At 64.0% G+C, this 26,568-nt stretch carries 24 protein-coding genes, 1 pseudogene and 1 other annotated feature; of the genes and pseudogenes, 8 read left to right on the forward strand and 17 right to left on the reverse strand.

The features are described from left to right. Nucleotides 1-25: 25 nt before the first annotated feature. The 8 genes and pseudogenes from thrC to B5F19_RS05810 all read right to left on the reverse strand — a co-directional run bounded on the left by thrC (nucleotide 26) and on the right by B5F19_RS05810 (nucleotide 6,627). Entirely contained in the window at nucleotides 26-1,519 is a 1,494-nt protein-coding gene (gene thrC / locus B5F19_RS05775; protein WP_087288863.1) for a threonine synthase, read from the reverse strand. Nucleotides 1,520-1,659: 140 nt separating this feature from the next. Then, nucleotides 1,660-2,028 (reverse strand): YraN family protein, encoded by a 369-nt coding sequence (locus B5F19_RS05780; RefSeq protein ID WP_087288865.1) that lies wholly within the window; start codon nucleotides 2,026-2,028, stop codon nucleotides 1,660-1,662. Next, nucleotides 2,025-2,645, reverse strand: a pseudogene (locus B5F19_RS05785) (ribonuclease HII); the annotation flags it as partial. The gene B5F19_RS05780 and the pseudogene B5F19_RS05785, both read right to left, overlap by 4 nt. 827 nt (nucleotides 2,646-3,472) lie before the next feature. Then, nucleotides 3,473-4,348, reverse strand: a complete 876-nt coding sequence (ylqF, locus tag B5F19_RS05790) for a ribosome biogenesis GTPase YlqF (protein ID WP_087288869.1) — start codon at nucleotides 4,346-4,348, stop codon at nucleotides 3,473-3,475. Nucleotides 4,349-4,380: 32 nt separating this feature from the next. Next, entirely contained in the window at nucleotides 4,381-4,746 is a 366-nt protein-coding gene (locus B5F19_RS05795) for a DUF4180 domain-containing protein (protein WP_087288871.1), read from the reverse strand. Nucleotides 4,747-4,836: 90 nt separating this feature from the next. Next, nucleotides 4,837-5,178, reverse strand: a complete 342-nt coding sequence (gene rplS / locus B5F19_RS05800) for a 50S ribosomal protein L19 (protein WP_087288873.1) — start codon at nucleotides 5,176-5,178, stop codon at nucleotides 4,837-4,839. A gap of 152 nt (nucleotides 5,179-5,330) precedes the next feature. Then, entirely contained in the window at nucleotides 5,331-6,023 is a 693-nt protein-coding gene (locus tag B5F19_RS05805) for an HAD family phosphatase (protein ID WP_162612531.1), read from the reverse strand. Beyond that, the gene (locus B5F19_RS05810; protein ID WP_087288877.1) at nucleotides 6,010-6,627 is read right to left on the reverse strand and encodes a DNA-3-methyladenine glycosylase; all 618 of its coding nucleotides are present in this window, start codon (nucleotides 6,625-6,627) and stop codon (nucleotides 6,010-6,012) included. Before B5F19_RS05810 ends, B5F19_RS05805 begins: the two co-directional genes overlap by 14 nt. An 88-nt stretch (nucleotides 6,628-6,715) precedes the next feature. Between B5F19_RS05810 and B5F19_RS05815 the strand changes: the two genes are divergently transcribed. From B5F19_RS05815 to leuA, 4 genes are all read left to right on the forward strand, one after another. Then, on the forward strand, nucleotides 6,716-7,615 hold the full coding sequence (locus tag B5F19_RS05815) for a DMT family transporter (protein ID WP_087288879.1): 900 nt from the start codon (nucleotides 6,716-6,718) through the stop codon (nucleotides 7,613-7,615). 844 nt (nucleotides 7,616-8,459) lie between these two features. Further along, a complete protein-coding gene (locus tag B5F19_RS05820) occupies nucleotides 8,460-8,843 on the forward strand; it encodes a metal-dependent transcriptional regulator (RefSeq protein WP_087288881.1) in 384 nt (127 codons plus the stop codon). A 76-nt stretch (nucleotides 8,844-8,919) separates the two neighbouring features. Continuing rightward, nucleotides 8,920-9,759 (forward strand): mechanosensitive ion channel family protein, encoded by an 840-nt coding sequence (locus B5F19_RS05825; protein ID WP_087288883.1) that lies wholly within the window; start codon nucleotides 8,920-8,922, stop codon nucleotides 9,757-9,759. 33 nt (nucleotides 9,760-9,792) lie between these two features. Then, nucleotides 9,793-10,036 (forward strand) — a binding site (T-box leader). Nucleotides 10,037-10,283: 247 nt separating this feature from the next. After that, nucleotides 10,284-11,969, forward strand: a complete 1,686-nt coding sequence (gene leuA / locus B5F19_RS05830) for a 2-isopropylmalate synthase (RefSeq protein ID WP_087288885.1) — start codon at nucleotides 10,284-10,286, stop codon at nucleotides 11,967-11,969. Between the two features lie 341 nt (nucleotides 11,970-12,310). Here the strand turns inward: leuA and B5F19_RS05835 are convergent, their stop codons facing one another. The 4 genes from B5F19_RS05835 to B5F19_RS05850 all read right to left on the reverse strand — a co-directional run bounded on the left by B5F19_RS05835 (nucleotide 12,311) and on the right by B5F19_RS05850 (nucleotide 16,776). Then, nucleotides 12,311-13,837, reverse strand: coding sequence for an SPOCS domain-containing protein (locus B5F19_RS05835; RefSeq protein WP_162612532.1), 1,527 nt, complete (start codon nucleotides 13,835-13,837; stop codon nucleotides 12,311-12,313). A gap of 329 nt (nucleotides 13,838-14,166) precedes the next feature. Next, nucleotides 14,167-15,012 (reverse strand): metal ABC transporter permease, encoded by an 846-nt coding sequence (locus B5F19_RS05840; RefSeq protein ID WP_087288889.1) that lies wholly within the window; start codon nucleotides 15,010-15,012, stop codon nucleotides 14,167-14,169. Between the two features lies 1 nt (nucleotide 15,013). After that, entirely contained in the window at nucleotides 15,014-15,814 is an 801-nt protein-coding gene (locus tag B5F19_RS05845; RefSeq protein WP_204248297.1) for a metal ABC transporter ATP-binding protein, read from the reverse strand. Beyond that, nucleotides 15,811-16,776, reverse strand: coding sequence for a metal ABC transporter substrate-binding protein (locus tag B5F19_RS05850; RefSeq protein WP_087288891.1), 966 nt, complete (start codon nucleotides 16,774-16,776; stop codon nucleotides 15,811-15,813). Before B5F19_RS05850 ends, B5F19_RS05845 begins: the two co-directional genes overlap by 4 nt. 257 nt (nucleotides 16,777-17,033) lie before the next feature. On the opposite strand from B5F19_RS05850, the gene B5F19_RS05855 reads away from it, so the two are divergent. From B5F19_RS05855 to B5F19_RS05870, 4 genes are all read left to right on the forward strand, one after another. After that, on the forward strand, nucleotides 17,034-17,387 hold the full coding sequence (locus tag B5F19_RS05855) for a BlaI/MecI/CopY family transcriptional regulator (protein ID WP_087288893.1): 354 nt from the start codon (nucleotides 17,034-17,036) through the stop codon (nucleotides 17,385-17,387). A 3-nt stretch (nucleotides 17,388-17,390) separates the two neighbouring features. After that, nucleotides 17,391-18,392, forward strand: a complete 1,002-nt coding sequence (locus B5F19_RS05860) for a M56 family metallopeptidase (RefSeq protein ID WP_087288895.1) — start codon at nucleotides 17,391-17,393, stop codon at nucleotides 18,390-18,392. 62 nt (nucleotides 18,393-18,454) lie between these two features. After that, nucleotides 18,455-19,813 (forward strand): M56 family metallopeptidase, encoded by a 1,359-nt coding sequence (locus B5F19_RS05865; protein ID WP_087288897.1) that lies wholly within the window; start codon nucleotides 18,455-18,457, stop codon nucleotides 19,811-19,813. A gap of 18 nt (nucleotides 19,814-19,831) precedes the next feature. After that, nucleotides 19,832-21,160 (forward strand): M56 family metallopeptidase, encoded by a 1,329-nt coding sequence (locus tag B5F19_RS05870; RefSeq protein WP_087288899.1) that lies wholly within the window; start codon nucleotides 19,832-19,834, stop codon nucleotides 21,158-21,160. 157 nt (nucleotides 21,161-21,317) lie between these two features. On the opposite strand, the gene rsmI is transcribed toward B5F19_RS05870, so the two are convergent. From rsmI to argS, 5 genes are all read right to left on the reverse strand, one after another. Next, nucleotides 21,318-22,151: a 16S rRNA (cytidine(1402)-2'-O)-methyltransferase gene (gene rsmI, locus B5F19_RS05875; RefSeq protein ID WP_087288901.1), complete on the reverse strand. Its 834-nt coding sequence runs from the start codon at nucleotides 22,149-22,151 to the stop codon at nucleotides 21,318-21,320. 42 nt (nucleotides 22,152-22,193) lie between these two features. Further along, nucleotides 22,194-22,838: a methyltransferase gene (locus B5F19_RS05880; protein ID WP_087288903.1), complete on the reverse strand. Its 645-nt coding sequence runs from the start codon at nucleotides 22,836-22,838 to the stop codon at nucleotides 22,194-22,196. After that, on the reverse strand, nucleotides 22,835-23,464 hold the full coding sequence (locus tag B5F19_RS05885) for a CoA pyrophosphatase (protein ID WP_087288905.1): 630 nt from the start codon (nucleotides 23,462-23,464) through the stop codon (nucleotides 22,835-22,837). Before B5F19_RS05885 ends, B5F19_RS05880 begins: the two co-directional genes overlap by 4 nt. Nucleotides 23,465-23,466: 2 nt before the next feature. Further along, complete coding sequence (locus B5F19_RS05890) at nucleotides 23,467-23,799, reverse strand: hypothetical protein (protein WP_087288907.1); 333 nt, start codon at nucleotides 23,797-23,799, stop codon at nucleotides 23,467-23,469. A 90-nt stretch (nucleotides 23,800-23,889) separates the two neighbouring features. Next, nucleotides 23,890-25,638, reverse strand: coding sequence for an arginine--tRNA ligase (gene argS / locus B5F19_RS05895; protein ID WP_087288909.1), 1,749 nt, complete (start codon nucleotides 25,636-25,638; stop codon nucleotides 23,890-23,892). Between the last annotated feature and the right edge of the window lie 930 nt (nucleotides 25,639-26,568).

The raw sequence follows: 26,568 nt of genomic DNA on the forward strand, positions 1-26,568 counted from the left end.
AGATGCAGCTCCTTTAGCGGTTGTCTTATTTCTGTGGACGGAGCATCTCCAGCACCGCGTCCACCATGTGGTCCTTCTCCACGGCCTCATGGAAGCGGGGCTTCTTGTCCCGCAGGGCGGCCAGCGGAGCCGGAACCGGCTCTCCCGTCACCTGGCTGAGCTGGTCCAGGATATCCAGACCCTGGGCCTGCTCTTTGACCCCCAGAGCGGAGAGCACATTGTCACAGAATTTGAAGGGACTGGCGGTGGAGGCGACCACGGTGGGCGTCTCGTCCCCCGTCTCCTGGCGGTACTGCCCCAGGGCGGAGAAGCCCACGGCGGTATGGGGGTCGATCAAATAGTCGAACTGCCGGTAAATCGCGCCGATAATCTTCTTGGTTTCAGTATCGTCGCAGCAGTAGCCCATAAACAGCTTCTGAATCTTGTCCCGCACCCGCTCGCTGACCTCATAGCGGCCGGTTTCCTTCAACTGACCCATGTACTTCCGGACCTCGCTGTCCTCCTGGGTAACGGCCAGCAGCAGCCGCTCCAGATTGCTGGAGATGAGGATGTCCATGGAGGGGGACATGGTGTTGTAGAAGGTGCGGTTGCGGTCATACACGCCGGTGCGCAGGAAGTCGGTGAGCACGTTGTTGGCGTTGGAGGCGCAGATCAGCCGGTGGATGGGCACCCCCATGTCCCGGGCGTAATAGGCCGCCAGGATGTTGCCGAAATTGCCGGTGGGCACACACACATTGATGGGGTCCCCCAGCTGGATATGTCCATCCCGGAGCAGGTCGCAGTAGGCGGAGATGTAGTAGACCACCTGAGGCAGCACCCGGCCCCAGTTGATGGAGTTGGCGGAGGACAGGAAGTAGCCCCGCTGGGCCAGCTCCTCCCGCAGCTTCTCGTCGGAGAAAAGCTGCTTCACCCCCGTCTGGGCGTCGTCGAAGTTGCCGTACACCGAGCAGACCCCCACGTTGTCTCCCTCCTGGGTGACCATCTGGAGCTCCTGGATGGCGGAGACCCCGTCCTTGGGGTAGAACACCAGAATTTTGGTGTGGTCCACGTCCCGGAAGCCCTCCAGGGCCCCCTTGCCCGTGTCGCCGGAGGTGGCCACCAGAATGCACACCGTCTTCTCCTCCTCCAGCTTCCGCAGGGAGGCGGTGAGCAGGTGGGGCAGCATCTGCAGGGCCATGTCCTTAAAGGCGCAGGTGGGGCCGTGCCACAGCTCCAGACAGAAGGTGTTGGAGTCCAAGGCGCGCACCGGGGCCACCGCCGGGGTGTCGAACTTCTCCGGCCCGTAGGCGGCGTTGGCGAAGTCGGTGAGCTCCTTGACGGAGAACCCGTCCAGGAACAGCTTCATCACGTACACCGCCCGCTGCTGATAGGACATGTCCTTCAGCTCCTCCAGGGAGCGGCGGGGCAGCTTGGGCAGATAGACCGGCGTGAGCAGCCCTCCGTCGTCCGCCAGCCCCTTGGAGATGGCCTGAGCGGCGGAAAACTGCTGTTCCCGGTCTCTTGTGCTGATGTATTGCATCTCGATTCCTTCCATTCTTGTTTTAGGATACGTAATCAATGCGGATCATATCAAGATCCCCTAGTGTTGTATTATGCCATTTTTTCCGGAACAGGTCAACCCCAGGCTTCACAATTCGCCTCCCCGGCGGCGGTTTTTTCTCAAAATGCCCCCTCAATATGTCGTATTTTGGGATTTTTGGTCCCCAACCCGTTGGGGGCCAGCACCTCGATCACATCAAACCGGGGCTGGAGTACGGCGGGGCGCTCCTGGAGGTAGAGCTCCGCAGTGATCCGCAGCTTCTCCCGTTTTCGCCGGTCCACCTGCTCCGCCCCCGTGCCGAAGCGCTGGGTCCGGCGCAGCTTCACCTCCACAAAGCAGAGATACCCCTCCCCCTCCGCCACCAGGTCCAGCTCCCCGAAGCGGCATTTCCAGTTCCGGTCCAGGACCCGATAGCCCTTTCCCACCAAAAACTTTGCCGCCAGGTCCTCTCCCCAGCGCCCCAGGCGGCGGCTCTCCTCCCCGCTCATAGGTTCTTCAGGAAGGACCGGCGGTGGATGGGGCTGGGGCCGTAGGTCCGGAGCAGCTCATAGTGGAGCTTGGTCCCATAGCCCTTGTGCTTCTGGAACTGATACTCCGGGTATTCCTCCGCCGCCTTTACCATCCAATGGTCCCGGCTCACCTTGGCCAGGATGGAGGCCGCCGCGATGGAGGCCGACAGGCTGTCTCCCTTTACAAGGCAGCGGTGGGGGGTGAGGATGGCGGCGCTCCGCCCGTGGTCCCGGTTGCCGTCGATGAGGGCGAAGTCCGCCCCGGGCTCCAACTGGTCTATGGCCAGCTGCATGGCCTTCATGCGGGCGCTTAAAATGTCGGTCTCGTCGATCTCCCGGGCGTCCACCCAGGCCACCGCCCAGGCGGCGGCCTTCTCCTGGATGACGGGGAACAGGGCCTCCCGCTTTTTCTCCGTGAGCTTCTTGGAGTCGTTGAGGCCGTCGATCTCCACCCCAAGGGGCAGAATCACCGCCGCGGCGTACACCGGACCGGCCAGAGGTCCGGCTCCCGCCTCGTCGCAGCCGCAGATGGATGTATGGCCGGCGGCCAGGGCTTCTTTTTCATATTGCCATAGGTCGTTCATGGAGGTTTCCTTCTTTCGGAAGAGGTTTTATCGCCTGTATAGGAGAGCTTTCTGCGCAGAGGATTTCGCCGCCTGCGGGCGGCGACCTTCTTTTTCCGTGGCGAAAAAGAAGGCAAAACGCCCCCGGGGACGGCTCAAGATGAGCGCTCCGCGCTCATATTCGCCTTTCCCCGGACCCCTTTTTACGGGGGCGCTCTCCTGGCTTGTACTGCTATGGTTCCGGCGCGCAAAATTAGGAGTGCTTGCCTGCGTTTTCTTCCGGCCCCACTGGGGCCTGGGTGGTCCAAATTTGCTGCTGGTGCGGTTTTCGGACTGCGCCTGAGTATGCTGAGCCAACGCTCCCGATCTCAAACCTTCCCCCAGGGGGGAAGGACGATTCCCCCTATCAGGGGGAAATGTCCCGAAGGGACAAAATGGGTAGGGGGGCACGGCGAAGCCGTGACGGATGAGGATGCTCTCTTGGACCGCAATCCATATTCCAACGGGCGGGCGGGTGAGGACCCCGCCCCTACGGCGAAAGCCGCGCCGTGGACGTTGGTTCGGCAGAGTCAGGCGCGGTTGTGGAGCCGCAGCAGCGACAATTTTTGCAAGCCCAGGGCTCAGTGGCCCGGATGGAACCGCAGAAGGCCGCTCAGATTTTGCGCGCCGGAAATTTTGCTCAACCTCCCAGGTACGCGTCCCCCGTAACGGGGGTTCTAGGGGACGGGCGGCATGGAGGCAGGAACGGCGCAGCCGTTTCTGCCGATTGCGCCCGCCCCCTGGCGGCTCTTTGGTGGCTTTCTGGCCGTCCAGAAAGTCATTCGCCGCCGGGGCGGCGAAACTCCCCCCCCCCGTAAAAATCAAGCTTCCCCCGGCAGCTCCAGGGTAAACTTCCCCAGTTTTCCCCCTCGGAACTCATCCAGCAGGACCCTCGCCATCCGCTCGGTGTCAAACTCTCCCCCGGAGATGCGCATGCCACGCTTTCCGGCGGCCAACTCCAGAAGGCGGTACCCGTAGGCCACCGTCTCCTCCCCGTCCTCCCGGGCGGGGATCTCCGTCAGCTTATAGGCCTGGAGGGCGGCCGGGTAGTGCTCCCCCAGAAAGGCCATCAGGTGGCAGCCCAGGGTCTCCACGTCCATGATCTCGTCCTTCACCGCCCCGGTAAATGCCAGGTGGAGGCCGGTCTGCACGTCCTCAAACTTGGGCCACAGAATACCCGGGGTGTCCAGCAGCTCCAGCCCCCGGTCCACGGTGACCCACTGCTTGCCCCGGGTGACGCCGGGGCGGTCGCTGGCCTTGGCGGACTTGCGCTTGGCCACCTTATTGATAAAGGTGGACTTGCCCACGTTGGGCACCCCCACCACCATGGCCCGCACCGGGCGGCCGACTAACCCCTTCTCCTGCCAGCGGGCGATCTGGTCCTTCAGCACGCCCCGGACCACGTTGGGGAACTGCCCCACGCCGGTGCCAGTCTTGGCGTCGGTCTCCAGCACGGAGAACCCCCTCTGGCGAAACCATGCCCCCCAGGCCTTGTTTCCCGCCGGGTCGGCCTGGTCCGCCCGGTTGAGCACCACCAGCCGGGGCTTTCCCGCCGTGATGGAGTCGATGTCCGGGTTGCGGCTGGACACCGGGATGCGGGCGTCGATGATCTCCACCACGATGTCCACGTGCTTCAGGTCGGCCTCGATCTGCCGCCGGGTCTTGGTCATATGCCCCGGATACCATTGAATATTCATTGCAGCGCTCCTTTCCGGACCGTGTCTCTCCCCTACACCTGGCTCAGACGCTCCTCCGCCTCCTGCCGGGTGGGAACGAAAAAGACCGCGGTCCCCCGATTGCACTCATAGATAAAATCCCGCAGGGATTTGCTGACTTCGGTGTATGCTGAGAAATCCCCGAAGATGGCCGCCCGAAACCCATAGTTGGTCCACTTCTGCAAAATCTCCCCGGCCAGCCCGGTGCTCAGCCAAAAGAACTCCGGCGGAAAACACTCCTTGGAGATGACCAGCCGGGCGCTGTCCGTCTCATACCGGGCGGAGACCGCCAGCTCCAGCGCCGCGTCCCCGTCCGGGATGGTCCGGTCCGCCGGAATCAAGGCCAGCACCCGGCCATTTTTTGTGACTGTCTCAAACATGCGCTCTCCTCCCTTCCGCCGGCTTGGGCAGCCAGTCTGTTTTAATACGAAAAAAGGAGCGGTCTGCAACCGCTCCTTTTTTGCTCTGGATCAAAGGGCCTCCTTGATCTTGGCCGCCTTGCCCACGCGTCCGCGCAGGTAGTACAGCTTGGCGCGGCGCACCTTGCCGTGCCGCACCACTTCCACCTTCTCGATGGAGGGAGCGTGGAGGGGGAACACCTTCTCCACACCGACGCCGTAGGAGATGCGGCGGACGGTGAAGGTCTCCTCAATGCCGCCGTGCTTCTTGGCAATGACGGTGCCCTCGAACACCTGGATACGCTCGCGGTTGCCTTCCTTAACCTTCAGGTGCACCCGGACGGTGTCGCCCACCTGGACAACCGGGGGCTCCTCTTTGGTGTACTTGTCGGTAAAAGCCTTCATCAGATCCATGTCAATTTCCTCCTGTTGTATAGGCGTTCATGCCAGCCATCCTGCCGCGCTCCAAAACCGGCGCGGCGGCCGCAGAGGACCACCCGTTATTTCAGACTAAAAGATGTTATCACAGATCTCTGGAAATTGCAAGTATTTTTTCCGACCCTGTTTCACTGTTTCGAACCTCTCCCGGCAGGCTGCCCGCATGTGCCCAAGACGCGCTTCAGAAGGGGCTCCGGCACCCGGCGGAAGTCCTCCACCCAGCCGCGGCACAGGCCCCGGAGCTCCTCCTCCCGGCCGGTGTACAGGGGGTCCCGCACCCCGGCCACGAAAAAGCCCGCCTCCCGGGCGGCGGCGCAGTAGCCCGGGGAGTCCTCAAACAGGATGCAGTCCTCCGGCGACCTCCCCCAGCGCCCCGCCGCCAGGCGGTACAGCTCCGGCTCCCCCTTCCCGATCCCGGTCTCCTGGGCGTACACCACCCCCTGGAACCAGTCCAAGACGCCGTGGCGCGCCAGGGCGGCCCGGCACAGCTCCGGGATACAGGAGGTGAGCACCGCCATGGGAACTCCATGCTCCAGGCACTGCTCCAGGAAGGCGCGCACCCCGGGCTTGAGGGCCAGCTGTCCGGCGTAGGCCTCCCGGGCCATGTCCAGCCAGGCCCCCTGGATCTCCTCCGCCGTCTCAGCCAACCCAAACCGCTCCCGGGTGTACCGGGCGGAGTCTGGGGCGCTGTGGTGGGTCACATACCAGGTGTAGTCCTCCGGCACAGGGGAGATCCCATGCCGCCCCAGAAACGCGATGTCAATGTCCAGCCAGATCCCGTTGGAGTCCAGCAGGGTGCCGTCCAAATCAAAAAAGACCATGCTCCCCCTCCTCCGTCCCGGGCGTGAACCAGAACCGCCACGGGAAGTCGATGGCCTCCTGGGCGTAGTCGATGCCGATGCGCTTGCCTGTTTGGATCTCCTGAGGGACTGGGCCCCGGCACACATACAGGGGCGGCCGGTCCAGGGGCAGGGCGTTCTCCGCCCTGGTAAGTGCTAGCCCTTTACAGAGTTTTCCCGGTCCGTCCAGGAAATGTTTTTTCTGGTAGGCGGTGAGCTGGGAGGCCTTGCAGCCAAAGCGGTTTTCTGCTATGCTATCCTTATTGTCAACCGGGACCGCCCCCCGGATGAGCACGCCGCAGGGCTCCCCCTCCGGTTCCGTGATGAAGTTGAGGCAGTGGTACATGCCGTAGATGAGATAGACGTAGGAGACGCCCGGCTTGGAGAAGAGGGTCTCCGTCCGGGGAGTGCGCTTATACTGATAGGCGTGGCAGGCCTTGTCCATCCGGCCGATGTAGGCCTCGGTCTCAGTGATCCGGACCGCCAGCTTTTTCCCCTCCCACTCCCGGACCAGATAGCACCCCAGCAGCTCCCGGGCCACGGTGAGGGTGTCCCGGTCATAAAAATCTCTGGGCAGGATCTCCATGCGTCTTCCCCCTGTCTCTGTCTTTGATCCCGCCTATCTTACCATGAAATTTCCCGATGCGCAAATAATTTGAGAGGAGCGCTTTTCCATGTCTGAGGCCGTGATGCGCCGCCTGGCCAAGCCCCTGCTGTTTCTGGCCGCCTTTATCTGGGGCACCTCCTTCTTCATTATGAAAAACACCCTGGACGCGGTGCCCCCCTTCTGGCTTCTGGTCTTTCGGTTCACCACCGGCGCGGTGCTGCTGGGGCTGTTCTGCTGGAAGAAGTGGCGGACCCACTTCACCCGGGACTACCTGTGGCGGGGCGGGCTCTTCGGGGTATTCCTCTTTATCGCCTACACCACCCAGACCTTCGGCCTGACCGGGACCACCCCCTCCAAGAACGCCTTCCTCACCGCCACCTACTGCGTGCTGGTCCCCTTTCTGGCCTGGCGGGTGTTTCACCGGCGGCCCGACCGGTATAACCTGCTGGCCGCCTTTCTTTGCATCACCGGGGTGGGGCTGGTCTCCCTGTCCGGGGACCTCACCGTCACCTGGGGAGACGGCCTGAGCCTGTTCAGCGCCCTGTTTTACGCCCTGCACATTGTGGCGGTGAACCGCCTGTCCGGCGGCAAGGACATCTACTTGCTCACCACTGTTCAATTTGCCTCCACCGCCCTGCTCTCCCTGGCCGGGGGGCTGCTGTTCCAGCCCTTCCCCGCCGGGATCTTCACCCAGCCAGAGGTGCTCTGGCCCCTGGCCTATCTGTGCGTCATGGCCACCACCGTGGCCCTCCTGTGCCAGAATGTGGGGCAGGTGTGGTCGGAGCCCTCCTCCGCCTCGGTGATCCTCTCCCTGGAGTCGGTGTTCGGGGTGCTGTTCTCGGTGCTGTTCTACGGCGACCCGGTGAGTCCCCGGCTGCTGGTGGGATTTGGCCTGATCTTCATTGCGGTGCTGTGCTCGGAGACGAAATTTTCCTTTCTGCGGAAGAAGAACTCGGTTTCTGTTTAATGGAGGAGTTTCGCCGCTACGGTGGCGAGCTTCTTTCTGGATGCTCAGAAAGAAGCCAAAGAGGCACCAAGGGGTGAGTGGCATGGAGGCAGGATCGGCCGACACACTGCTCCTCGTCTTTCGCTTCCGCTGTCTTGGTGGTAATCGAGAGCCTGGCATTCCCCTGTTTGAAAGCGCCTTTGTTGCGGTGGGGCTCAAGTAGTGCAGTGGGCATATATGAGCCTTCTCCTGGGAGAAGGTGCCGAGCGAAGCGAGGCGGATGAGGGGAAGACTGCCGTTTATGTCGGGCCCCTCACACTACCGGAAGCGTTCCCCTCATCCGCCCCAGTGTGCGCACTGGGGCACCTTCCCCCCGGGGGGAAGGCTTGCGGGCGGCCACATGGGGCCGCCCCTACGGATACCATCCCGATTCGGCGGCGGGGGTAAACCCCCGCCCTACAAAGTTTTCACGACTGAAGCGTTTGCTCTTCCAAGTCAGGCGCAGCCGTGGAATTGCAATCGCCGCAATTTTCCATCCGGCCAGGGCCCAGTGGCCCGGCGGGAATTCAGACCAGCCACTCAGATTTTGCGCGCCGGGAATTTTGCAAAATCCAGCAGGTACGCGTCTCCCGTAATGGGGTCCGGGGAAAGGCGAATATGAGCGCGTCAGCGCTCATCTGAGCCGTCCCTGGGGGCGTTTTGCCTTCTTTTTCGCCATGGAAAAAGAAGGTCACCGCCCGCAGGCGGCGAAACTCCCCCACACGTAAAGCAAACACACTCCCCCAGGTTTGCGTTGAAAAAAACCGTGAAACATGGTATACTACAAAAACCAATCCAAATTCGAGATACAAAGGAGCGTATGAGCATGGTACTGCACGAATCTGGCGAGGACTATCTGGAGGCGATTTTGGTTCTGCGCCAGCAGAAGGGAAATGTGCGCTCCATTGACGTGGCCCAGCATCTGGGCTTCTCCAAGCCCTCGGTGAGCCGGGCGGTCTCCATTCTGAAGAGCAACGGCTATCTGAACATGGAAAAGGACGGGCGGCTGGAGCTCACCCCCCAGGGGGAGTCCGAGGCCCAGCGGGTCTATGAGCGCCACCGCTTTTTGAGCGAGTGGCTGGTGATGCTGGGCGTCTCCCCGGAGGTGGCCGCCGCCGACGCCTGCCGCATCGAGCACGACATCAGCGCCGAGACCTTTGAATGCCTCAAGCGCCACGTCCGCCAGTACACCCAGGACAACCCCTCTTGACCCCTTCCGGCGCGCGAGAGACTGGAGTGCTCCCGCGCGCCGCTTTGTATGTTTCTGAGAAACGGAGGTCTTTATTATGACGTTAGACGAGATCCTGTCCCAAGTAGCCGGGGGCTTCAATCTCCAGGCCCTCTCCCTGGACAACATTCTGCGGGCCGTCCTGGTGCTGGCCGTCGGCGTGGTGGCCATCAAGCTGATCCAGCGGGCGGTGGAGCGCATTCTATCCCGAAACGCCGCCCTGGCCCCCATTCACCGGTACCTCCGCTCCGCCCTGTCCGTTGTGCTGTGGCTGCTGCTGGCCCTGGTGCTCCTGGGGTCCATGGGGGTGGAGCTCACCTCTATCATCGCCCTTCTGAGCGTGGCCGGCCTGGCCGTCTCCCTGGCCCTTCAGAACACCCTGTCCAACCTGGCCGGGGGCATCATGCTGCTGGTGTCCAAGCCCTTCACCATCGGAGACTATGTGGAGATCGGCTCGGTGTCCGGCACCGTGTCCATGATCGGCATGTCTTACAGCACCCTGACCACCGTGGAGAACAAGGAGATCTACATCCCCAACAGCCAGCTCTCCTCCGCCACCATCATCAACTACACCCGATTGGGCCGGCGGCGCATGGAGATCACCGTCAGCGCCTCCTACCAGGACAAGGCGGAGGATGTGAAGGCCGCCCTGGCTGACGCCGTGAGCCAGTTTCCCACCATCCTCCAGGACCCAGCCCCGGAGATCCGCCTGAGCGGATACGGGGACAGCGGAGTCAATTACCTGCTCCGGGCCTGGACCACCACGGGAGACTACTGGGACACCTATTACCAGCTGCTGGAGGCCGTCCTCCCCGCCTTCCAGCGCCGCGGGGTGTCCATGCCCTACCCCCAGATGGATGTGCACCTGATCCCCGCCCCCTCGGAAAAATCCACTTGACAAACCGCCGTTCCTTCGTTAAAATGTAGAACATCAAATGCAGCGACGGGAAAAAAGACAGGGCACGCCCCCTTCAGAGAGCCGGTGGTTGGTGCAAACCGGCGCGTGGCCGCCCTGTGGATAACTGGTCCCTGAGCAGTCCGCCTGAACCAAAAAGTAGGGCGGGACGGTTGGCCTCGTTAGCGGCCGCGGCCTTGTTGGAGGCTTTGAGGGCCGTTCGGGTGACCGGCGGCTGAACCAGGGTGGTACCGCGTGAGCAACATTCCACGCCCCTGACTTGAAAAAGTCGGGGGCGTTTTTTTCTGGCCAAAAAAGGCCTGCCGGCCTTTTCCGGCCGAGGAGATTGCAGCCCGCTGCGCGCGCCCTTCGGGCACACTTGCGGTCTGAGATGTGTTTTTGGGGTCGGCAAAGCCGCCCCAAAAACGATTCCAAAGCCTTTCGCCGCTGCGGCGGCGAAACTCTGCGAGGCTTTTTCTAAAACACCCCTCGACAGTGAAGATACTTTCATTTAGGAGGAAAGAACCATGAATCCAGGCTACAAAAAGTATATCCCCTTCCAGCCCCAGAAGATCGTGGGCCGCACCTGGCCCGACAAGGTGATCACCAAGGCCCCCACCTGGTGCTCCGTGGACCTGCGGGACGGCAACCAGGCCCTGGTGGACCCCATGAATCTCCAGGAGAAGCTGGAGTACTTCCATACGCTGGTGGACATCGGCATCAAGGAGATCGAGATCGGCTTCCCCTCCGCCAGCGAGACGGAGTATGAGATCTGCCGGGAGCTCATCGAAGGGGGCCACATCCCCGACGACGTGACCATCCAGGTGCTGGTCCAGGCCCGGGAGCATCTGATCAAAAAGACCTTCGAGGCCATCAAGGGCGCCAAGAACGTCATCCTCCACTTCTACAACTCCACCTCCACCCTCCAGCGGAAGGTGGTCTTCCACATGGACACCGACGGCATCACCAAAATCGCCACCGACGCCGCCGACCTCATCTACGAGATGTCCAAGCCCCTCATCGACGAGGGCATGAATCTGCGCTTTGAGTACTCCCCCGAGTCCTTCATGGGCACCGAGATGGACTACGCCGTGGAGATCTGCCAGGCGGTGCTGGACCACCTCCACGCCACCCCGGAGAACAAGGTGATCCTGAATCTGCCCACCACCGTGGAGAACTGCATGCCCAACCAGTTCGCCGACATGCTGGAGTACTTCATCCGCAAGCTGCCCTCACGGGACAGCGCCATCATCTCCCTCCACCCCCACAACGACCGGGGCACCGGCGTGGCCACCGCCGAGATGGGCCTGCTGGCCGGGGCCGACCGGGTGGAGGCCACCCTCTTCGGCAACGGCGAGCGCACCGGCAATGTGGACATCGTCACCCTGGCCATGAACATGTACACCCAGGGGGTGGACCCGGAGCTGGACTTCTCCGACATGAACAAGATCAAGGAGATGTTCGAGCGCACCACCAAGATGCCCGTGGGCGACCGCCAGCCCTACGCCGGCAAGCTGGTGTTCACCGCCTTCTCCGGCAGCCACCAGGACGCCATCAACAAGGGCAGCCAGTATATGAAGGAGTCCAACTCCGACTTCTGGGAGATCCCCTATCTGCCCATCGACCCCGCCGATGTGGGCCGGGAGTACGAGCCCATCATCCGCATCAACTCCCAGTCCGGCAAGGGCGGCGCCGCCTATATCATGGAGCACAATTTCGGCTACGACCTGCCCAAGACCATGCACCCGGAGTTCGGCCACATCGTCCAGGTGGAGACCGACAAGGTGGGCACCGAGATCAGCCCCCAGCGCATCAACGAGCTGTTCCATCAGGAGTATATCGAGGCCAAGGAGCCCTACAAGCTGCTCAAGCACGCCTTCACCGAGACCATCGACGCCGAGGGCCACTCCCACGTGGCCTTCCAGGGCACTCTCCAGCACACCGACACCATCTTCGACGTGTCCGGCGAGGGCAACGGCCCCATCGACGCCTTCTTCCACGCCATCCAGGGGGAGCGTATGGACCACTACACCTTCCTGGACTACAAGTCCCACGCCATCACCAACGGCTCCGACTCCCAGGGCGTGGCCTATATCCTGCTCCAGGACCAGCGGGACGGCAAGAAGTACTGGGGCGTGGGCCTGTCCCACAATATCAACCTGGCTCCCCTCCGGGCCATCCTGTCCGCCATCAACCGCTCCAAGCGGAAATAAGGGTTTCTCCCGTCCGTTTACAGATACAGACCCGCGCCGGCCTCCCCTTTTCGGGAGACCGGCGCGGGTTTTCGGTTTTTCCGGGGAGTTTGCGCTCTCCCCGTTCGGGGGAGACGATACAGCAGAAGTCCATGCGGGCGAGGGCGGGCGGGTGAGGACACCCGCCCCTACGGCAGATCTGGAAGCCGCCTGTTCTTATTGTAGGGGCCGGTCCCAGACCGGCCCGCGGGAGGGGCACACCCCAGGGTGGCTTCTCTCGGCCTTCGGCCGATTCACCTTCAGCCCCTCCCCTACGGTTCTCAAGAAACTCTTTTGGGATTGGGTACCCCCAAAAGAAATCTTTACCGCACGCTGGGAATGAGCAGCATCCGCCCGGTGGGCAAACTCCCCTCCTCCAGCTGGTTGGCCTGGAGGATCTGCTCCATGGTGGTGCCGTAGCACTTGGCCAGCTCCCACAGGCCCTCTCCGGGCTCGGCCAGGCGGAGGACCACCGAGGGCTGGTCCCCCTCTCCCCTGGCCCGGGGCTCGCCCAAGGTCGCTCCACACACGGCGGCGAGCTTTCGCTCCTCCAGCACCAGGCACTGGAACTCCAGGTTGAAGCGCACCTCCACCCCTCCGGCGGCGGGGGTTGCAAAGACCTCCCCCGGCGTCACCATCCGGCAGCGGCACAGGGCCCCGGCTGGGGCCTCAAGGCGGCAGGCCACCCCCATGGTCTTCTGGAACACCTGGGGGCTCTCCTCCTCGTCCAGATAGAGGACGGTCACCTGGACCTCCCCCTCCAGCACCAGCTCCTCCCCCTCCCGGCTGCGGCGGATCTCCCCCAGGGAGGCCCAGCTGTCCACCACGCTCCGGGGGGCCGTCCCCGTCTCAAAGAGCTCCCGCACGTTCTGCACCCGGCTGGACAGCTCCAGCAGCTGCCACAGGGACTGGTCCTCCCGCTCCACCTGGGTCTGGAAGGCGGTGCTGTACAGGTCCTGGAGGACAGACACCGGCCTGCGGCTCCAGATCTGGGCCTGGGCCAGCAGGTCCACGGTAAGCTCCAGGGTCCGCCCGTCCTCCCCGGAGGGCTCGCAGCTGTACTGGGTGAGCTCCACCGCCAGGCGGCAGTCGCCGCTCTCCCCCACCCCGGGGACCTCCATCACCTGGGAGAAGGGCATGGACTCGTGGTAGGAGGTCAGACCGCCCCCCGCCTCCTGCATCAGGAGCTGGAGCTCCACCGCCCCCTTGAAAATCAGCTTGGTGCCGATGAGCTTGCACTCCCCGCACAGGGGGACCGCCCGGCAGGCCAGCAGCTGGGCCGCCTCCCCCGGGCCGCCGTTGAGGCGCACCTGGTCGGAGAAGGTAAAGGGCTTCTCCTGGACGGCGGAGAGCTGGTAGGTCTCCCCCTCGGTGATCTTCTCCTGGACCCCGTTGGCCTCCGGCTCCAGCACCCCCTGGCAGCACACCTGCTCTTTGGGCTGAAAGGCGGTCAGGTCCACCGTCAGGTCGGCCCGCAGCAGTACCTTCCGGGGGTTCAGGGCCCGGGCCTCCGCCCCCCGCAGGCGGACGCAGGCCTGTACTGTTCCCCGGTCCGTGAGGCCGGGGGCCTCCAGCTGGGCGGTGAAGGGCAGGGCCGCCTCCATGCGGCGCAGCCCTCCCCCCGCCTCGGGCTGGTACAGGATCACCGCCCGCACCGTCCCGCTGGCCTGGGCCATCCCCTCTTTGGCCTGCTTGCCGTTGAGGGCCGCCTGTCCGCACACCGCCACGATGCGTAAAATGTCCGGACAGGCGTCCGGCACGATGGACTCCAGCGTCTCCTCCTGGCAGACGGTCCCGTCCGCCAGCACCTCACAGCCTTGGATCACATCCCGGTCAAATTCCAGTTCCATACGGTTCCTCTCCCTTTTCCATCCGTGTCCGCGGTCCCCGCGGCTTGGCTTTGGGACACTATATGTATCCGGGAGGGAATGTATGACTGCTTGTTTCAGCCCTTGAGGCCGAAGATCCTGCGCAGCAGCCCCCGCAGGCATTTGGGGGAACGTACCACCACGATACCCATATCAACACGCGCCTCCCCTCTGTGAGATCATGTGCGGAGCCGCCCTCCCGGGCCTCTCCGTTACACCCCAGTATATGGCGGGGCGGGACCGGCTGACACCGGGGGACAAGACAAAAACGCCCCCGGCCGCTGAGACCGGAGGCGTTTTGTCAAAAAAGGTCACCCCTTCTTCCGCAGGAAGAAGGTGAGGAAGAACCACACCGCCAGGTACAGGGTGATGGCGGCTCCGGCGGAGGACCCCACGTAATAGGAGGTCATCAGACCGGCGATCCCCGCCAGCACCGCCCCCAGCAGAGAGAACAGGTGGTACTGGAACAGGTTCCGGGACACGTTCCGGGCGGCGGCGGCCGGGAGAACCAGCAGGGAGTTGATGACCAGCAGGCCGACCCATGTCATGGACAGGGTGACCACCACGGCGATGGCCGCGGAGAAAATGGTCTCCTGCCAAAAGACCCGCACCCCCCGGCTGTCCGCCAGGGCCGGGTGGACGGCGGAGAGCATGAGCTGGTTGAAGGAGAGCCCCCACAGGGCGCACACCAGCAGCAGGATGAGGGCCAGCACCCCGATTTTGGAGGGCTCCACCGACAAAATATCGCCGATGAGCAGGGAGTTGAACTTGGTGAAGGACCGGCTGCCCAGGGTGGAGATGAAGATGCCCAGGGCCACGGCGGTGGAGGAGAACACCCCGATCACCGTGTCGCTGGCCATGGCGGTGCGGCGGCGCACCACATTAAAGAGGACGGCGAATACCACCGCGAATACCACCGCCGCCCAGGTGGGCTCGGCAAAGCCGCACAGGGCCCCGATGGCCATACCGGTGAAGGCGGAGTGGCCCAGGGCGTCGGAGAAGAAGGACATGCGGCTGTGGACCACCATGGTGGAGAGGATGCCGAACAGGGGCGAGATGACCAGCACCGCCAGCAGGGCGTTTTTCATAAAGTACATGGAGCCGCTCTCCGCCCACTCAAAGGGGAGCAGGTCCACAATGGCGTACCAGAGTTCCATCTCACATCCCCCCTTTCCCCATCCGCAGATGGAAGGTCTCGTAAAACTCCGGGGAGGCGGTGACCTCGTCCGGGGGCCCCACCTTCAGGATGCGCTTGTTCAGCAAAATCACTTTATCCGCAAACTGGTTCAGGGTGGCGAAGTCGTGGGTGGACAGGAGGATGGACAGGTCGTACTCGGTGCGCAGCTCGTCCAGCATCTCCAGCAGCTGGTGCTCCCCCTCGATGTCCACCCCGGACAGGGGCTCGTCCAGAATGAGGATGTGGGGCACCGGCTCCAGGGCCAGGGCCAGCAGCACCCGCTGGAGCTGTCCCCCGGACAGGCCCCCCATGGGCTTGTCCAACAGGTCGCCCCCGTGGACCCGCTCCAGGCTCATCCGGCACCGCTCCCGGTATTTTTGGGGGATGGGCAGGCACACCGGCCACTTGGAGGTGGCGGCGGTGAAGAAGTCCAGCACCGAGATGGGGTCCCCCCGGTCAAAGCTGGGGGACTGGGGCACATAGCCGATGAGGGGGCGGGTCCCCCCCATCACCGTCCCGTCCGCCAGGCGGATGGCCGGTCCCCCCGCCGGGGAGAAGGTGATGCTCCCCTGATAGGAGAGCTGGCCCAGAACGCTGCGGAACAGGGTGGACTTGCCCGCCCCGTTGGGGCCGATGAGGGCGGTGATCTCCCCGCAGTGGAGGTGGAAGGACACGTCCTCCAGGATGTCCTCCCCCTGGATATGGACGGACACCCCCTCCAGCTTCAGGCAGCAGGAATCCGAGCAGCCCCCGGACATTTTTCCGTGTTTGATTTTTCTCATGCCAGCACCTCCTCGCCCGCAAAGCCGTTGACGATGGTCCGGATGTTCTCCATCAGGCCGCCGCAGTAGTCGTCGGACAAAGTCCCCCCGTCCGGCCCGTCCATGAGCATGGTGAGCTGGGCCACGGCGCAGCCGGTCTCCCGGGAGATGGCCTGGGCGGTGGCGTCGGAGCCGTTCACCTCGGTAAAGATGACCGGCAGGTCGTGCTCCTTTACAAGGGCTGTGATCTCATTGATCTCCTTGGCGCTGGCCTCGCTGCCCTCCTCCTCCTCGATGGAGGCCAGCAGGGGCACGTCCAGGAACTGGGCGAAGTAGCGGAAGCCGTCGTGGAAGGTGACCAGGCCGGAGAGCTCCACTCCGTTTTCCTCCAGGGCCGCGGTCAGGGCCATTCGGGCGGAGCCGGCGAAGTCCTGAAGCTGGGCCGCAGCGGCCTGGGCGTTGTTTTGGTACTGCTCCTGGTGGTCCGGATCGGCCTGGTTCAGGCCGGCATATAGATTTTCCACCACCTGGGCCATGTTGTCCGGGTCCATCCAGTAGTGGGGGTCGTAGTGGCCGTGGTCATGGCCGTCGTCTCCTTCCGTGTGGACGTGGCCGGCGTTCTCCAGGAGGGACACCCCCTCCGAGCAGTCGATGACCAGGGCGCTGGAGGCGGCCAGGGCGTCCTCCATAAACTCCTCCAGGTCGGCCCCGTTCAGGGCAATCACGTCCGCCTGCTCGATCTTCTTCATGTCGGTGACCGTCAGGGTGTAGTCGTGGAGACAGGACACCTCCCCGGTGTTCAGCCGCTCCACCGCCACGCCGTCCACCCCGTCCGTCACCGCCCTGGCGGCCAGATAGACCGGATAGGTGGAGGCCAGAATGGTCAGCCGGGCCTCCTCCCCTCCCCCGGTCCGGGCGCCTCCGCACCCGGGCAGCAGAAGGGTCAGGGCCAGCAGCAGGGCCAGTATGTTTCGTCTGCGCATGGATATAAATTCCTTTCCTCGGTTCAGAGCATTGCTGTTCAGCCCACCTAGTATATCTTTTTTTCCCCAGTTTGTAAATATCCAGCGAGTTTGCTTCGGCTTACTTTTCAAAATTTTTGCCGTCCACGGGCAGAATGTCCCCCTGAAATGGACCGCGCATTTTTATGAAAAATCCCGTTGACAGCAAAGGTTTATTATGATAAACTCCACTTAGAATGAAGGTTTATTTCGATAAACCCAAGAGAGGAGGAATACAGATGGAAAAGCTGTCCGAGGGCGAGTGGAAACTGATGGAGCTTCTGTGGGAGGACGCTCCGGTGAACTCCACCCAGCTGGTGGCCCGGTGCCGGGAAAAGCTCCAGTGGAGCAAGAGCACCACCTACACGGTGCTCCGCCGCCTGTGCCACAAGGGGGCGGCGGCCAATGAGGAGGCCACCGTCACCCCCCTGGTCACCCGGGAGGAGGTGCTGAAGGCCCAGGGGGAGGAGCTCTCCCGCCAGGCCGGAGGGGTGTCCCCCTTCCTCACCGCCTTTTTCAGCGGCCGGAGGCTCACCCAGAAGGAGGCGGAGGAGCTGAAACAGCTCATCGACCAGCACACCTGGGAGGGATGAGGGATGGAGTTCGGAATCACACTGCTGTTTATCATGGGTAATGTGTGTTTGAATATGGGGGTTGTCTTTGGCGTGTTCCTCCTGCTGCGCCCCCTGCTGGTCCGCATTGTGACCCCTCAGCAGAGGGTGTGTCTGTGGTACGTATTCTGGTACTCCGCGCTGATCTTCACGGTGTGGGGGTGCGTCTCCTATTTTCGCGTGCTTCCAGTCACCGTATGGGATCTTCTGGACATCTCCGCGGCCAGAAGTTATGCGCTTTTTAGGGGCCCGCTCTTTCTGCCCCCGGACTACGACGGGCCGGGGACCTATGCCCTGACCCTGCCGGGCGGAGTCCGGGTTCCCATAGCGCTCACCGACACTGTGTGTCTGGCTGTGGCGGCGGTCTATCTGGCCGGGGTCGTGTGCCTGACGGTGTGGATGGTCCGCCGGGCCCTGGCCCTGCGGCGGCTGGGACAGCAGGGGACCCGGACTGAGGTCGGCCTGTGGTCGGATTTCGGCAAGCCCAAGGAGGAGCCGGACGCCCCGGACACCTGTCCGGTGTGGCTCGCTCCCAATCTGCCCACCAGCTTCGCCCTGTGGAACGCCATCTACCTCCAGGAGGAGCTGCCTCCGGAGCGCCGGCGGCTGGTCCTCCTCCACGAGCTGGACCATCTGTGCCTGCGGCACGGCATAATCAAGGGCTATATGTCCTTCGCGCTCATCGCCGGCTGGTGGAACCCCCTGATCTGGCTGGGCTACCGGTACACCTGCCTGGACATGGAGCTCTCCTGCGACGCCAGGACCATGGAGCGCCTCTCCCCCCAGGAGCGGCGGGAGTACGCCCAGACTCTGGTGGAGCTGGGCTCCGGCCAGCGGCTGTGGGACGTGCCCCTGGCCTTCGGGGAGAGCGACGGGGAGCGCCGGGTGAAGGCCCTGCTGGCCTGGAAGCCCCTGACCATCCCCCGAAAACTGCTGGGCCTGTGCGCGGCGGCGCTGGTCATGTGCCTCTTTCTGGGCACGCCGTAGCTTGGAAAATCGGAATCTGCCGTCTGTGCGGAACATTTTAAGAAAAATTGGGAGGTGCCGTTATGCTGAATCAGCTCCTGTGGCTGCTTTTGTCCGGCTATTTGAATCTGGGACTGGCGGTGGGCCTCGCCTGCGGAGCGCTTTTGCTGCTGCGTCCCCTGCTGAAGCGGGTCCTGTCCCCCCGGCAGCGGCTGCTGCTGTGGATGACCGCCTGGTTCTCCGCCTATACGCTGCAGGGATACCAGCTGCTCTCCTACCTCCATGTGCTCCCGGTCACCTTCCGGGACCTGATCACCCCCAGGACCATGGAGAACCTCTCCTTTGACCGAGTGCCCGCCTACTTCCCCGACTGCCAGTGGGACCAGCAGATCAATCTGGCCCTCCCCGGCGGGTCCTACGTGCCCCTCTCTCTGGAGCCGTGGATGGCCCCCCTGGCCGGGGCAGTTCTTCTGGGGGGTGTTGTCCTCCTGACCCTGTATTTTTCCCGCCGGAGCGAGGGGATCAAAGCCCAGGCCAGCCAGGGCAGGCTGCTGGACTGGGACGGGCCGGAGCTGAAACCCTTTTATGGCCTGAAGCCGGCGGACGACTACGTCCTGGTCCGCCTGTGCAGGGGACTGCCCACCAGCTTTGTGTACCAGAAGGCGGAAAAACTGGACGGGATCAAGTACAACATGATCTACCTCCAGGAGGAGCTCCCCCCGGAGCGGATGGCCCTGGTCCTCCGCCACGAGCTCAACCACCTGAAGCGGAACCACACCTGGATGAAGGGCATCATCACCTGCGGACTGGTCCTCCACTGGTGGAATCCCCTGATCTGGCTGGCCTATAAGTACACCTGCCTGGACCTGGAGATGGACTGCGACCGGTTCACTCTGGAGCAGCTCTCCCCCCAAAACTGCCGGGAGTACGCCAGGACCCTGGTGGAGCTGGGGGCGGGAAAACAGCTCTGGGACGCCCCCCTGGCCTTCGGGGAGAGCGACGGGGCGGCCCGGGTGAAGGCCGCCGTGACCTGGAAGAAGCGGACCGTCTACGTGCAGGAGGCCTGGAAGCAGAAAAACTTCTGGCTTCGGCTGCCCGGCTTCCTCCTGTTTCTTCTGCTCCTGCTGTTCTTCGTGGGCGGTCCCTCCAATGTGGTCCTCCCGGCGGATGTAGACATCCAAATCACAGAGCAGTTCGGCAGCCAAGAAAATTTCCTCCAGCAGGAGCTGGACCGGCTCGGGCTCCCGGACTCCGTCACGGTCCAGCAGGGGTGGCGCAGTTTCCAACAGACCTGGTTCTTTGACGCCGTCTATCAGCTGTCCGACGGACGATGGGTGGAATCCAGCTGGTACCGCTATTCAGATGGGACTTGGTCTCATATGGGCTGGGACTGGCTCTCAAGTCCGCCGGACCTCGCCGGATATACGGCGTATTACCCGTAACAGAGAGGAAAGCATCCCGTGTACATTCTTATAAAGCTGATCACAATCTTTTTTAATATGGGCGTGGCCTCCGGATTTCTGGTGGGCGCTCTGCTCCTGCTCCGGCCGGCGCTGGTGCGGGCTCTGTCCCCCCGGCAGAGGCTGTGGCTGTGGTTTCTGGCGTGGGGCGCCGGATATCTCCCTGTCTGGTACAATGTTCTGACTCTCCCCCGCATCCTCCCGGTCACTCTGCTGGACCTGATTACCCCCCGGACCATGGCGGATGAATCCATCCCCGCCTACCTGCCCGTTTTTCAGGGGGGAGGCCAGTACAATCTGGCCTTTCCTGGCGGAGCTTCGGTGACCGTCTCTCTGGAATGGTGGATGGCGGCGCTCTTCTGTCTGGTGTGGGCCGCCGGGGTGATTCTGATGTTCCGGCGGTTTGGCCGGCAGAGCAGCCGGCTGAAAGAGACCGCCCTCCAGGGGCGGCTGCTGGACTGGGACGGGCCGGAGCTGGGCCGGCTTCAAATTCCACGTCCGGAGGACGCCCCGGTACAGGTACGCCTGTGCCGGGACCTGCCCACCAGTTTTATCTGCAGCGACTGGGAGAGCCGGGATGGGGAGTCCATCTCCACCATCTACCTCCAGGAGGAGCTGCCTCCCGAGCGGATGGCCCTGGTCCTCCGGCACGAGCTCAACCACCGGGTCCGCATCCACGGAATGGTCAAGGCGGCGGTCACCTTTGCCCTGGCCCTCCACTGGTGGAATCCCCTGTTGTGGCTGGCCCACCGGTACGTGTGTCTGGACCTGGAGCTGGACTGCGACCAGGCCACCTTGAATCAGCTCCCCCCGGCCCAGCGCCGGGAGTACGCCAAGACCCTGGTGGAGCTGGGCGCGGGACGGCAGCTGTGGGACGTGCCTCTGGCCTTTGGCGAGAGCGACGGAGCGGTGCGGGTCAAGGCCCTTCTGGCCTGGCGGCCCAGAAGCATCCCGTTCCGGGTTCTCCAGTGGGCGGCGTTTGTTCTGGTACTTCTGTTCTTCCTGGGCGGCCCCTGGAGGGCGGTCCTCCCCCGGGATGTGGAGTTGGATCTGGAGGAGAATTTTGGCAGCACAGCCGCCTTTGTCCAGCAGGACCAGCAGCTCCAGCACGAGCGGGGGACCTTCCCGGAGGACGTAACCATTCAAGAGGGGTGGCGGAGGATCGCGGAGAACGGCACGGTGTACCAGACCTACCGCCTGTCCGACGGGCGCTGGGGGGAGTCCACCTGGCTGCGCATCGGCGGCCACCCCTGGTACTGTGCGGACTGGAGCTGGACCTCCGGTCCGCCGGATCAGGCTCAGTACCAATTTTGCTATCCCGCAGCGTAGAGAGAGGGACCCGCTGAACCGGACGAGGGTCTTGAAAAGCCAGCTTGTGGAACCGCCCGGCTCCGCAGGCTGGCTTTTTCATATTGCATGCCATAGAAAGGAAACGCCTCCGAGGGAACTTTCCCTCGGAGGCGTACATGTTCTCAGGCAGACTGTCTCAGTCCTCCACCGCCAGGCGGTAGAGCTCATTCCGGGACAGCCCCAGCTCCTTGGCGGCCCGCTTCACCGCGTCCCGCAGGGACAGCCCCTCCTCCTCCCGGAGTGCCCGGACCCGGTCCAGGCCGTCCTCCAGGGTGGCCTCCGGCTCCTCCCGGGGCTCCGCCCCCCGGACCACCAGCACAAACTCCCCCTTGGGGGGCTCGGTCTGATAGCGCTCCGCCGCCTCCCCCAGGGTGGTGCGGATGATCTCCTCGTGGAGCTTGGTCAGCTCCCGGCACAGGGAGACCGGCCGGTCCGGCCCGAAGGTCTCCGCCAGGTCGGCCAGGGTGGCGGGCAGCTTGTGGGGGGCCTCGTAGAAGATCATGGTCCGCTCCTCCCCCCGGAGGGACTCCAGGTGGCGGCGGCGGTTCTTCTTGTTCATGGCCAGAAAGCCCTCAAAGGTGAAGCGCCCGGTGGGCTGGCCCGAGGCCGCCAGGGCGGCCACCAGGGCGCAGGGCCCGGGGATGGACACCACCTCCACCCCCGCCTGGGCGCACAGGGCCACCAGCTCCTCCCCGGGGTCGGAGATGGCCGGGGTGCCCGCGTCGGTGACCAGGGCGCAGCTCTCCCCCGCCAGCAGGCGCTCCAGAATGGCCGGGCCGCTGGTGGAGGTGTTGTGGCGGTAGTAGGACACCATGGGCTTTTTGATCCCCAGGTGGTTGAGCAGCTTCACCGACACCCGGGTGTCCTCGGCGGCAATGAAGTCCGCCTGGGCCAGGGCCTCCGCCATGCGGGGGGAGATGTCCCCCAGGTTGCCGATGGGGGTGGGAACCAGATATAATATGCCTGACATGGGCGGCCTCCTTTGGCGCAGTTGTTGAAAAGCTATTTCGCTTTACAGAGTGTTCCGGTACCGGACTGGCAGGACCTCCAGCCCGGGCCTCCCCTGCCGCACCGCCTCCACCAGGGCCAGGCGGGGCGGGCAGTCCGGCCGGTGGGCGGCAAATTGCAGCCGCTTGGGCTCCAGGCCGCTCCCCTCCAGGGCGGCAAACAGACCGGCCAGCCGCTCCGGGCGGAAGCACAGGGCAAATTTCCCCCCGTTTCTCAGAAGCCGGGCCGCCGCCCGGCACAGGGGGGCCAGTCCGTCCTCCTCCCCCTCCATGCGGGCGGGACCGCCGTCTCCGCCGGAGCCGCGGGCATAGTAGGGCGGGTTGGAGATCACCAGGTCAAAGGAGCCCGGGGCGAAGGGGACCGCCCTCCAGTCCCCCGTCCAGATCTCCCCGGACAGACCGTTGCGGGCCAGGTTGTCCCGGGCCGCCTGGGCGGCGGCGGGGTCCCGGTCCACCCCGGACAGCCGGAGCTCCTCCTCCCGCCCCGCCAGGAGCAGCAGGAGGCAGCCGCTCCCTGTCCCCAGGTCGCACACCCTCCAGCCCCGCTTCACGGTGGCAAAGCCCCCCAGGGCCAGGGCGTCCTCCCCCAGGGGAAACACCCCCTCCGGCTGGCACAGGGTATAGGGCCCCAGCTGTTCCGGCCCCCTCACGGGGTGCTCCCCATCTCCTGGAGCAGCTGCACCAGATGCCGGGTGATCCGCCCCGTCAGGCCCCAGACGGCGCGGCCCTCCCAGGGGTAGACGGGCACGTTCTCGCCCCCCGGCTGCCACCGGTAGTCCCGGGGAATGCCGATGAGCTCATAGGGGAAATTGCCGTCGGTGCTGGGCAGGAGGGTATAGTTGTACTCCAGGGGCGGGTGGGTCATCAGATGGCGGAGGGGGATCTGGAAGGTCTCCCCCACCTCGGCGGGGTTCATGGTCATGCGGTCCACCGCCCCCCGGTCCACCCTCGCCAGAATGGGGTACATGATGAAGTTGGCCCGGTGGGCGATAAAGTCCAGCCGCCCCAGGACCTGGATGCTTTTTGGGGGGATCCCCAGCTCCTCCCAGGTCTCCCGCAGGGCGCACTCCTCCGGGGACTCGGAGCCCTCCATCTTTCCGCCGGGGAAGCACACCTCCCCCGGCTGGCGGCGGAGGCTCCCCGCCCGCACCTCATAGAGGAGGGCGGGCCCCTCCTCCCCCTCCACCAGGGGGACCAGGACGGCGTATCTCCCGGTGGCGTCCATCAGGCCGGGGGTCCGGGCCCGGAGGTTCTGTTCCAGAGTTGTCCAATCCATCGCTACAACACCACGTTGATCATCAGCAGGGAGTAGACCAGAAACACCGCCAGACACAGGGCCACAAAGTACACCAGCTCTCTGGGCCTAAGGGCAAAGAGCAGGCCGAAAAAAACGGTCAGCCCCCCCGTGGCCCCCAGAGCCATCTCCTTGTCCACCAGGGCGGCCGTCTGCCCCTCCTGAACCGCCTGGAGGGCCACCTGTTCGGGGAGCATCGCCGCTCCGCCGGCCAGTCCGAACAGCGTCAGTATTCCGGCGGCATACAAAATCCAGTTCCGGTTCTTCTGCGTCCAGTCCCTCCACTTGGAAAAGAGCTCCTTTTTCTGCTGCGCCACAGGGCACCCCTCCTTGGTCACCGTATCTGTGCCCGGCCGGCGCCGGACATATAGGGAGGAGCAGGCGGCCGGGCCGCCCGCTCCTGATTCTCACATCTTTTCCGGCGCAGACACGCCCAGCAGCCCCATGCCGTTGGAGAGCACCGCGCGCACCGTGTCCGCCAGCTTCAGCCGGGCGGAGAGCACCGCGGGCTCCTCCCCCTTGATGCGGCAGGAGTTGTAGAAGCGGTGGAAGTCCCCGGCCAGGGACACCAGATACCGGTTGATCCGGCTGGGGTCGTAGTCCCGGGCGGCCAGATGGATCTCCTCCGGGAACTGGGCCAGAGCCTTCATCAGGGCCAGCTCCTCCGGGGTGGTCATCAGGGACGCGTCCACGTCCTGGGCGGCGGGGACCTTCTCCCCCTCCTCTCCCAGACGGGACAGCAGGGAGCAGATGCGGGCGTGGGCGTACTGCACATAGTACACCGGGTTCTCGCTGTCCTCCCGCACCGCCAGGTCCAGGTCGAAGTCCAGGGGACTGGTGGAGGCCCGGGAGTTGAAGAAATACCGGGCGGCGTCCACCGAGATCTCGTCCAGCAGGTCGTGGAGGGCGATGGCCTTGCCCGAGCGCTTGGACATGCGCACCGGCTTGCCGTCCTGCATCAGGTTCACCAGCTGCATGAGCACAACCACCAGCCGGTTCGAGCCGTCCAGGCCCAGGCCGTCCAGGGCGGCCTGGAGCCGGGCCACGTGGCCGTGGTGGTCGGCGCCCCACACGTCCACCGCCTTGTCAAACTTGCGCACCTCCAGCTTGTTGCGGTGGTAGGCGATGTCGGCGGCGAAGTAGGTGTAGAAGCCGTTGGCCCGGCGGAGCACGTCGTCCTTCAGGTCCAGCTTGTCCACCTGCTCCTGTGTCTTGCCCTCCCGCATATACTTCTCCTTGAGAAGCTGGGTGGTGTTCAGCCACAGGGCCCCGTCCTTCTCATAGGTCCAGCCCTTCTGCCCCAGCAGCTCTACCGTCTCGGCCACATAGCCGCTCTCGTGGAGGGAGGACTCGAAGAACCACTGGTCGTACACGATGCCGTACTTGAGCAGGTCCTCCTTCATCTTGGGGATGTTGATGGACAGGCCGTACTGGGCCATCTTGTCCAGCCGCTCCTCCTCGGACAGGTCCTTCCAGCTGTCCCCGTGCTCTTTATAGATGGCCTGGGCCAGCTCCTTGATGTCGTCCCCGTGGTAGCCCTCCTCCGGGAAGGGGACGTTCTCCTCCCCGAACAGGATCTGGCGGTACCGGGCGTCGATGGACACGGCAAACTTGTGGATCTGGTTGCCCGCGTCGTTGACGTAGAACTCCTTCCAGGTGTCGCAGCCGTCCCGCTTGAGCACGTTGGCCAGGGTGTCCCCCAGCACGCCCCCCCGGGCGTTGCCCATGTGCATGGGGCCGGTGGGGTTGGCGGAGACGAACTCCACCATGACCTTCTCCCCGTGGCCCTCGGTGTTGGCGCCGTACTGGGCCCCCTCACGCTCCACGTCGGCGAGGACCTCCTTGTACCACTTGGGGCCCAGAGTGAAGTTCAGAAAACCGGGACCGGCAATCTCCACCTTCTGGAAGTAGCTCCCCTCCAGGTCCAGGTGGTCCACGATGGTCTGGGCGATGGCCCGGGGAGCCATGCGCAGGGCCTTGGCCCCCGCCATGGCGTAGGAGGAGGCGTAGTCCCCGTGGGCGGCGTCCTTGGGGATCTCAATGGTGGCCTTCACCTCCGCACCGGCGGGCAGCTTGCCCGCCTCCACGGCCTTCTCATAGGCCGCCTGAGTCAGCTGGGCCACTTGGGCCCGGGCTTCCTGAATCTTGTTTGCCATAATTCTTTCTACACACCTTTCTTCTCTTCTTTTTCTTGGAAGAAAAAGAAGCGAAAAGAACTTTATACTATTTTCTTTTGGAAATAAACATCGACGCTCTATAAAAGAAATTCCTGTATGGCGATGGCTGAGAGGGCAGGAGCAGCGTCCCAGGATATTTCGCCGCCATCTCCGCGCTAAGAGCCGCTGCTTTGCGGCGGTTGCGCTCCGAACCCCCCAGGGGGCCTTCTCTTGGTCCTTCGGACCAATTCACCTTGTCGCGCCTGCGATCGCAGTGCGGGCGGCGAGTGCTGCTTCCTTCTTTTTGTAGGGCGCGACGACTCGGCCGCCGTCTCACAGGATTTCGCCCTGTGGGGCGAGTTTCTTTCCCAGCGATGGGAAAGAACCCAATGGCCCAGGCCACCCGCTCTTACCCCTTCGGGGCAATTCACCTTGAGGATCGCCGGGGGACGGCTCAGGATGAGCGCTCCGCGCCCATATTCGCCCGTCCCTATCCCCTCTGACCTTCGGCCATCTCCCCTTGACAAGGGGAGTCGACCCCCCGGTCCCCCGCTACGGAGGTTACCCCTTGGGCCAGGCAGAATCCTTCCGGCGCGCAAAATCTGAGTGAGCGTCTAAATTCCCGCCGGGCCACTGGGCCCTGGCTGTTCTAAAATTTAAACGGATGCGGTTTCACCACCGCGCCTGCCCCTGCCGATCAGGTGATAACTGGTCCATCGTCAGCAGGTCAAATCGGAGCTGACCACTTCAAATCTGGAGCCCGGCAGCGCCTTCCGCCTCTTTTACATTGATTTGGAACGTATTCCGCCCCGCCACGGAGCGGTCAATTACCCACGGCGGCAGGCCGCCGCGGGGACCCGGTTATTACAATCCTCGACCGGGCTGAGCCCGGTCTCCGGCAAGGTTTTGCCTTCGGCAAAACGCTTGGAA

Origin of the sequence: Pseudoflavonifractor sp. An184 (genome assembly GCF_002160305.1) — a bacterium.
Taxonomy (GTDB): Bacteria; Bacillota; Clostridia; order Oscillospirales; family Oscillospiraceae; genus Lawsonibacter; species Lawsonibacter pullicola.